This window comes from Elioraea tepidiphila DSM 17972 (assembly GCF_000378465.1).
Classification (GTDB): domain Bacteria; phylum Pseudomonadota; class Alphaproteobacteria; order Acetobacterales; family Acetobacteraceae; genus Elioraea; species Elioraea tepidiphila.
This window is the reverse complement of sequence record NZ_KB899932.1, coordinates 77,031-84,682: the sequence shown is the minus strand read 5'-3', so window position 1 is coordinate 84,682 and position 7,652 is coordinate 77,031. Positions and strand designations below refer to the sequence as shown.

The window sequence follows — 7,652 nt, the reverse complement described above, 5'->3', positions numbered from 1 at the left end:
GACGCCGAGCGCGACGTAGACCGCCTTGTTGCGCACCGTGCCCTCGTCGCGCACCTTGACGCGCAGCGCGTCCAGGAACACCAGCGGGTAGAGGCGCTCAAGCGGGCGGTTCTGCCACTCGGCGACCTCGTCGAGCACGGCGTCGGTCACCGCGCTGACCAGGTCGGGCGAGACCTCCAGGCCGTAGAGCTCGCGCAGATGGCCCTGGATCTCGCGCGTGCTCATCCCCCGCGCGTACATCGGAGACCGAAGGTCGGCCAGGGGCCAGACCCCTGGATGTACGCCTCCTGGATCACCCCGGTCAGCGCCTTCTCCGCCATCCGGCGCGGCTCGAGGAAACCGGGGAAGTAGGACCCGCGGCGCAGGCGGGGGATGCGAAGTTCCACCGTGCCCGCGCGCGTCTGCCAGTCCCGCTCGCGGTAGCCGTTGCGCTGCACCAGCCGCTCGGCACTCTTCTCGCCGTAGCCGGCGCCGGTCAGCCCGCCGATCTCCAGCTCCATCAGCCGTTCGGCGGCTCAGCCGATCATCTCGCGCAGCAGGCCGGCATCCGGAGCCTTCTCCACCAGGGCACGAAGGCTCATCATCGCGTCGGTCATCGGGGATCCTCAGGTCCAGGTTGGCTCTCGCTACCCAACCGTACCGGCGATCCGCCGATGACCACCCCCAGGACCTACACCACCGCCAGGGACAGGACCCGGCCGCCCCCAACGACCCTCAGCAGCATCCAGCCGGCCGGTTATTCGAGGTGTCCAACTGCTCGCACACCATGGCCGCGATCCGCACGCCGTCGATCAGGCCGGACTTCGGCTGCACGACATCCAAGAACGTCGCCATGCGGCGCCAGTCGAGCGAGCGGAAGGTGGCGGCCAGGGAATCCAGCCTGCCGGCGGCATGAACCGCGCCGATCAGCGCGCCGATGCTGGTGCCGGCGATCACACGGACCGTGACACCCGCCTCCTCCAGCGCGCGCAACACGCCGATATGCGCCAGCCCCGGCGCCGAGCCGCTGCCGAGGGCGAGGTTCACACGCCTCGGCGCACCAGGCCCGGTCCTCGCCATCTCGCCCCCTCCACCTGCCCGAGGGGGAAGAACAGCGCATGCGCGGCCGGGTCGGTGCTCCGGGAGACGGCGCTTCGCGGGGCCGTCAATCCGTGGTGCGGATGTCGAGCCCACGCACGATCAGCCCGACGGTGCGCTCCCCGGTGATGCCGAAATCGTCGTCGTTGATTAGGAACAGCGCGCCGTCGGGCAGCACGGCCACCCCTTCGAGCTTGGTCGGCGCCTGCGGATGGTCGGCGCTGTCGAACACCAGCCGCTTGCCGAGCGGCGTGATGCCGGCGCCGACGAGATCGTTCGACTGTTCGAGCGTCGGGCGCGTCGCCGGGTCATCCCAGCGCGAGCCGAGGATGTCCGTCGCGCCGGCGCGCAGGTCCACCTCGTAGAGCTTGGTCGTGCCGTCCGTGCGTTCCAGCACCAGCAGCCGGTCGGTGCCCAGCGCCGTGAGTTCGCTGATGCGCGGATCGGACTGGCGGTTCGACGGGTCCTTGCGGAAGCTCTGTGGGTCGTCGAGTTGGTAGACGTACTGGCCGACCACGCGCAGGGTCGCGCGCTCGATCTTGAGCAGCCGCGTGTTCTTCGCCTGCTGGTAGGCGCGCGCATCCGGGTTCGCGAGCGGGTTCTGCAGCATCGTGTAGAGGAAGCGCTCGTCGGGGCTGATCGCCATGCTCTCGATGCCGCGGTTCGTGAACCGCCTGGCCAGGAGCGCGGGGAGCCCCTCGAACACGGGATAGCCTGCGCCGGCGAAATCCGCGCCGGTGCCAGCGGGGACGATGCGCATCAGGATCCGGCCATCGGCGGCGACATGCAGGATCGAAGGGGCGTTCTCCTCGCCGATCCAGAACGTGCCGTCGGCGAGGCGCACGATCCCCTCGGCATCGACGGCCGAGGCGTTCTGCGCCAGCACGCGCCCGCGCGCATCGAGCGGCGTTTCGGTGGTGGCGACCGTCAGCGGGTTCAGCAGGCCGTCGATCGGACGTCCGTCGGCGGTCTTGAGCGCAATCGCGTCGAACACGTGGAACACACCGCGCTCGGGATCGAGCCGCAACCCATAAATGGTCGGCGCATAGGCGGGCACCGGATAGATCCGACCATTGTTCGCGGCCGCGCAGATACGCTCGCGCGGCACGCCGGTGATCGCGAGCGCCTGCGTGCAGGCGATGTTCGGCCCGCGATCCGAGACCGTCCAGGCCACATCGGGCGGGTCATGGCGCCCGCGGAACGCCGCGCTGCCGATGCCGATCGAGAAGGCGACCTGGCGCCCGCTCTCGAAGGTCACGCTGCCGAGCGTCAGCGGGGTCGACGGTTCAAGCACGACGATCTGGGGGCTTGCTGCGGCCGGTGTGGCGAGCAGCAGCACGGCGACAGCGAGGGCACGCATGGGCGACTCCCGGGCAGAAAACGTACGGAAGGTCGCGCCGCCGCCGCGGCCGATCAACGAAGGTTCCGTGACAGTTTCCGTCCGCTGCGGAGGATCGCGCTATACCCGCATCAGCGCGCGCACATGCGCCGCGGCGCTGTCAGCGAGTGCCGCGAGGTCGTAGCCGCCCTCCAGCAGGCTGACGATCCGCCCCTCGCAGACCTCGTCGGCAAGCTCGACGAGCGCGTGGGTGAGCCAGGAGAAGTCGGGCGTCTGCACCTGGAGCGAGGCGAGCGGGTCGCGCGCATGCGCATCGAAGCCGGCCGAGACGATGATCAGCCCGGGGTTCCAGTCGCGCACGGCCGGAAGGATCGTGTCGCCCCAGGCCGCGCGGAACTCCGGCCCGCCGGAGAACGGCTCGAGCGCGACGTTCAGCACGTTGTTGTCGCAGCCACGCTCGGACGGATGTCCTGTGCCGGGATAGAGCGGCATCTCGTGCGAGGAGGCGTAGAAGAACGCCGGATCGTTCTCGAGGATCGCCTGGCTGCCGTTGCCGTGATGCACGTCGAAGTCGAGCACGGCGACGCGCGCGACCCCCCAGACCGCCCGCGCGTGGTGCGCGGCGATCGCGGCGTTGCCGAACAGGCAGAACCCCATCGGACGGGCGGCCTCGGCGTGGTGTCCGGGCGGGCGCGTGGCGCAGAAGGCCGCGCGCGCCCAGCCCTGCATCACCGCATCCACCGCCGCCACCGCCGCCCCGGCCGAGCGCAGCGCCGCGGCCCGGCTGCCGGCGCTCATGCCCGTGTCGGGATCGAGCATCACCCGCTCGCCCTCCGGCACGGCGATCGACAGGATCGCCTCCACGTAGCGCTCCGGGTGCGCGCGCGCGAGCTGCTCGAGCGTCGCCTCGGGCGCCTCCTCGCGGGCGAGGGTGGAGAACACCTCGCTCTCCAGCGCGCGCAGCACCGCGCGCAGCCGGTCGGGGCGCTCGGGGTGGCCGGGGCCGTTGTCGTGGCCGAGGCAGGCCGGATGCGTGAACAGCGCGACCGTCATGACGGCGCATCCGCCTTCTTCTGGATCACGAAGCTGAACACGCCCGCGGCCTCGCTGAACGCGACCAGGGCGTGCCCGGTCGTTTCGCAGTAGTTGCGGAAATCCTTGACCGACGCCGGATCGGTCGCCAGCACGCGCAGCCGCTCGCCGGCCGCCAGGCCGCGCAGCGCCTTGTTGGCGCGCAGCACCGGCAGCGGGCAGCTCAGCCCCTTCAGATCGAGCAGTGTCTCCCCCATGGCCGCACTCTGCGCCGCCGCCCCCCGCTTGAGCAAGACAGCGCCCCGGGGCCAGAGTGCGGCCATGCGCATCGGCATCGACCTCGGCGGCACCAAGATCGAGATCATCGCGCTCGACCCGGACGGGACGGAGCGCCACCGCGAGCGCATCGCCACGCCGGGCGACTATCACGGCGTGATCGGCGCCATCCGCGGCCTCGTCGAGGCAGCCGAGTCGCGGCTCGGCGAGCGCGGCAGCGTGGGCGTCGGCATGCCCGGCTGCATCAGCCCGGCGACCGGGCTCGTGAAGGGCGCGAACAGCGTGTTCCTGAACGGCAAGCCGTTCGACAAGGACCTGGCCGCGGCCCTCGGCCGGCCCGTGCGCGTCACCAACGACGCCAACTGCTTCGCGCTCTCCGAGGCGACCGATGGCGCGGCCGTCGGCAGGCGCGTCGTGTTCGGCGTGATCATGGGCACGGGCTGCGGCGGGGGCGTGGTGGTGGACGGCCGCGTGCTGGAGGGTCCGCACGCGATCGCCGGCGAATGGGGGCACACGCCGCTGCCCTGGCCCTCGGCGGTCGAGGTGCCGGGGCCGCGCTGCTGGTGCGGCCGGCATGGCTGCCTGGAGACCTGGATCAGCGGGACAGGGCTGGCGCAGGACTGCGACGGGCCAGGCGCACGCGATGCGGCCGCGGTGGAGCGCCGCGCCGCGCTCGGCGAGGAGCGCGCGCGCGCGGCCCTCGCCCGCCACGCCGACCGGCTCGCCCGCGGCCTCGCGGTCATCATCGACCTGCTCGACCCGGACGCGATCGTGCTCGGCGGCGGCGTGTCGAAGATGGACCACCTCTACGAGGCGGTGCCGCGCCTGCTGCCGGCCTATGTGTTCAGCGACATCGTCACCACGCCGGTGCTCACGGCCAAACACGGCGACAGTTCCGGCGTGCGCGGCGCGGCTTGGCTCTGGCGGCCGGGCGAAATCCCGTGATCCCGACGCTCTGCCGCGACTGCGACTGGCATGCGGCCGAGTGCTCCGATCTCCCTGCCTGCCCGCGCTGCGGCGGCGCACGGCTCGTGCATCACCCCGAGCTGTTCTCCCTCGCGATCGCGCATCTCGACGCGGATGCGTTCTACGCGAGCGTGGAGAAGCGCGACCGGCCGGAGCTCGCCGGTCTCCCGGTGATCGTCGGCGGCGGGCGGCGCGGTGTCGTCACGGCCGCCTGCTATGTTGCGCGACGCTATGGCGTGCGTTCGGCGATGCCGATGTTCAAGGCGCTGCGCGCCTGTCCCGACGCGGTGGTGATCCGCCCCGACATGGCGAAATACGTGGCGGTCGGGCGCGGGCTGCGCGCGCTGATGCAGCGGTTGACACCGCTCGTCGAGCCGCTCTCGATCGACGAGGCGGTGCTCGATCTCTCCGGCACCGAGGCGCTGCACGGCGCCCCGCCGGCGGTCGTGCTGGCGCGGCTCGCCCGCGAGGTCGAGGCCGAGCTTCGCCTCACCGTCTCGATCGGGCTCGCGCCCAACCGGATGCTCGCCAAGATGGCGGCCGAGCGCGACAAGCCGCGCGGCTTCGCGGTGATCGGCGCGGCCGAGGCGGCCTCCGTCCTCGCGCCGATGCCGGTGGGCGCGCTGCCGGGGATCGGGCCGAAGGCGGCCGCGCGGCTGGTCGCGCAGGGCTTCGCGACCCTCGGCGCGCTCGCGGCACTCTCGCCGGCGGCGGCGCTGCGGCAGCTCGGCGAGCACGGGCCCGACCTCGCGGCGCTGGCGCGCGGCGAGGACCGTCGCGCCGTGGTGCCGGATCGCGAGGCGCGCAGCCTCTCGACCGAAACCACCTTCGAGTCCGACCTCGCCAGCCTCGCCGAGCTCGAACGCGCGCTCTGGCCGCTCGCCGAGAAACTCGCCGCGCGGCTGAAGGCGAAGGGGCTGGCGGCGGGCGGGGTGGTGCTGAAGCTCAAGACAGCGGGGTTCGTCTCGCGCAGCCGCCACGTGAAACTCCCCGTGCCGACCCAGCTCGCCGACACGCTGTTCGCCGCCGCGCGCCCGCTGCTGGCGAAGGAAGCCACGGGGATCCGCTTCCGCCTGATCGGCATCGGCGCCGAGCCGCTGGCACCCGGCGAGGAGGCGGATCGCGGCGATCTCGCCGACCCGGATGCCGCGCGCCGGGTGGCGATGGATCGCGCGGTGGAGGCGCTGAGGGCGAAGTTCGGCCGGGATGCCGTGCGGCGCGGCCGCGGCCTCTAGGCCCGATGGACGCGCCCCTGTGCGCATGGCACGGTCCGCCACCGTCCATGATCCTTCCCCGCGCACCCAACGCCTATACCCGCAGCCCGCTCGACCGCGTCTCCAGCAAGCGGGACGATGCGGCGTTCGTGGCCGCACGGCTCGCCGATCCGACGAGCCTGTTCGTGCCGGTCTGGCAGGCGAAGAGCCTCCTGCGCGGGGTCGCGGCGGGCGCGCCTGAAGCGGTGCTGCTCACGCTGGAGGCGGCGGTCGCGCTCGGCGTCGAGACACTGCCGCATGCGCTGCTGGGGCTCTGGGGTGACCGCGCGGTGTTCGCGCTCGACCTCTCGACGGAGACCGATCCGCTGCCCGCGCTCGCCGGGTTCGGCGATGTCAGCTTCACCGATCTGCGCCAGGTGGCGGGGCTCCTGCCGCCGGCCGAGGCCTCGGTGCTCGCGCACGCGCGCGGGCTGATGCACTGGCGCACGCGGCACCGGTTCTGCGGCGCGTGCGGCGCGGTCTGTGAACCGCGCAGCGCCGGCAACGTGATGGTCTGCATCGGCTGCGGCGCGCAGCATTTCCCGCGCACCGACCCCGCCGTGATCATGCTCGTGACCTGCCGGGCGGGCGGCGAGGAGCGCGGGCTGCTCGCCCACTCCCATCGCTTCCCGCTGGTGAAGATGTATTCGACGCTCGCGGGGTTCGTGGAACCGGGCGAGAGCCTGGAGGAAGCGGTGGCGCGGGAGGTGTACGAGGAGGTGGGCGTGCGAGTGCGCGACGTGCGGTATCATTCCTCGCAGCCTTGGCCGTTTCCGTCCTCGATCATGCTGGGCTTCTATGCCGAGGCGGACGATCCGACGCTGACCGTCGATCCGGAGGAGCTGAAGGACGCGCAGTGGTTCACGCGGGCCCAGATGCGCGATTTCGAGTCGCTCGGGCTCAGGCTGCCGCGGGTGGACAGCATCGCACGCAGGCTGATCGAGGACTGGCTGGAGGCCGGGCCGTGAAGCGGCTGATTCTTGCGGCGTCACTCGGGGCGGCCGCCTGCGCGAGCCCCGGCCCGCCGCTGCCGGCGCCGGACGGTCTCGCGGAGACCGATGCGCGCGTGGTCGCCTGCCGGGCGGAGGCGAACGCGACGCCTGCCCGGCGCGAGATCGCAAGGCGCGCCGGGCCCTCGGTCGATCAGCAGGAGGCGGCGCGGCGGGAGCTGGATCGCGCGATCCTGGCGGCCTACCACGCCTGCCTGCAGGACCGCGGGCTTGCGCGGGTGAGCGGTGTCGAGCCGGTGCAACGCCCGGTCGCGACGGAGCGTTCGGCACCGGGAGCGCCGTTGCCGCCCGACCCGAGTTCGGTCGTGCCGCTGGCCCCGCCCCCCGCCTCGACCGGCTACTGACGCCGCGCCGGTGGACTGTTCCGACTCCGGCACGGCCACCGCGTGGCCATGCATTATTTGCATGTCTGCATTGCAATTCGGTCGAGGCGTGCTATTGACGGAGCGTTGACGTTTGCCCGGTTAGCGTCAACGTCGCCTCCGAGGCCGCCCGCAGATGTTGATATCCTTGGAGGTGTATCATGCTACGGGATGATCTCTCTCATGCGGGCGCATGTGTATCTTCTGACAGACATGACAACCAATTTGTTTGGGGAAACTCTGCCTCGCTCGGCACGCGTGGGCCGTTGTTTCGTTTTTAATACACGTTCTGGCCGTTAACGCACTTGGCATCTACCACTGTAGGTAGTATGGTCCC

8 protein-coding genes and 1 pseudogene are annotated in these 7,652 nt (G+C 71.8%); 4 read left to right on the top strand and 5 right to left on the bottom strand.

Going from position 1 to position 7,652, the window contains the following annotated elements; translation table 11 throughout:
* The 5 genes and pseudogenes from F563_RS25720 to F563_RS0116675 form a co-directional block, all read right to left on the bottom strand.
* A pseudogene (locus F563_RS25720) lies at positions 1 to 503 on the bottom strand (transposase); the annotation flags it as partial.
* Between the two features lie 211 nt (positions 504 to 714).
* Positions 715 to 1,059, bottom strand: a complete 345-nt coding sequence (locus F563_RS0116690; RefSeq protein WP_084596656.1) for a patatin-like phospholipase family protein — start codon at positions 1,057 to 1,059, stop codon at positions 715 to 717.
* A gap of 85 nt (positions 1,060 to 1,144) precedes the next feature.
* A complete protein-coding gene (locus F563_RS0116685) occupies positions 1,145 to 2,437 on the bottom strand; it encodes an esterase-like activity of phytase family protein (RefSeq protein ID WP_019015832.1) in 1,293 nt (430 codons plus the stop codon).
* Positions 2,438 to 2,536: 99 nt separating this feature from the next.
* Complete coding sequence (locus tag F563_RS0116680; RefSeq protein WP_019015831.1) at positions 2,537 to 3,469, bottom strand: histone deacetylase family protein; 933 nt, start codon at positions 3,467 to 3,469, stop codon at positions 2,537 to 2,539.
* Complete coding sequence (locus tag F563_RS0116675; protein ID WP_019015830.1) at positions 3,466 to 3,705, bottom strand: sulfurtransferase TusA family protein; 240 nt, start codon at positions 3,703 to 3,705, stop codon at positions 3,466 to 3,468. Before F563_RS0116675 ends, F563_RS0116680 begins: the two co-directional genes overlap by 4 nt.
* A 64-nt stretch (positions 3,706 to 3,769) precedes the next feature.
* Here F563_RS0116675 and F563_RS25715 point away from each other — a divergent pair, with 64 nt between their 5' ends.
* Genes F563_RS25715 through F563_RS0116655 form a run of 4 tightly spaced genes read left to right on the top strand, consistent with a single transcriptional unit; the run spans position 3,770 to position 7,297 of the window.
* Positions 3,770 to 4,669, top strand: a complete 900-nt coding sequence (locus tag F563_RS25715; RefSeq protein WP_019015829.1) for an ROK family protein — start codon at positions 3,770 to 3,772, stop codon at positions 4,667 to 4,669.
* A complete protein-coding gene (locus tag F563_RS0116665; RefSeq protein ID WP_019015828.1) occupies positions 4,666 to 5,925 on the top strand; it encodes a DNA polymerase IV in 1,260 nt (419 codons plus the stop codon). Before F563_RS25715 ends, F563_RS0116665 begins: the two co-directional genes overlap by 4 nt.
* Before the next feature lie 47 nt (positions 5,926 to 5,972).
* Positions 5,973 to 6,911, top strand: coding sequence for an NAD(+) diphosphatase (nudC, locus tag F563_RS0116660; protein ID WP_019015827.1), 939 nt, complete (start codon positions 5,973 to 5,975; stop codon positions 6,909 to 6,911).
* Entirely contained in the window at positions 6,908 to 7,297 is a 390-nt protein-coding gene (locus tag F563_RS0116655) for a hypothetical protein (protein ID WP_019015826.1), read from the top strand. The genes nudC and F563_RS0116655 overlap by 4 nt, the downstream gene beginning before the upstream one ends.
* Positions 7,298 to 7,652: the final 355 nt, after the last annotated feature.

Excerpts from the sequence above, each read along its gene's own strand:
- F563_RS0116690 (WP_084596656.1), bottom strand. The coding sequence starts at position 1,059 with ATGGCGAGGACCGGGCCTGGTGCGCCGAGGCGTGTGAACCTCGCCCTC.
- F563_RS0116685 (WP_019015832.1), bottom strand. The coding sequence starts at position 2,437 with ATGCGTGCCCTCGCTGTCGCCGTGCTGCTGCTCGCCACACCGGCCGCA.
- F563_RS0116680 (WP_019015831.1), bottom strand. The coding sequence starts at position 3,469 with ATGACGGTCGCGCTGTTCACGCATCCGGCCTGCCTCGGCCACGACAAC.
- F563_RS0116675 (WP_019015830.1), bottom strand. The coding sequence starts at position 3,705 with ATGGGGGAGACACTGCTCGATCTGAAGGGGCTGAGCTGCCCGCTGCCG.
- F563_RS25715 (WP_019015829.1), top strand. The coding sequence starts at position 3,770 with ATGCGCATCGGCATCGACCTCGGCGGCACCAAGATCGAGATCATCGCG.
- nudC (WP_019015827.1), top strand. The coding sequence starts at position 5,973 with ATGATCCTTCCCCGCGCACCCAACGCCTATACCCGCAGCCCGCTCGAC.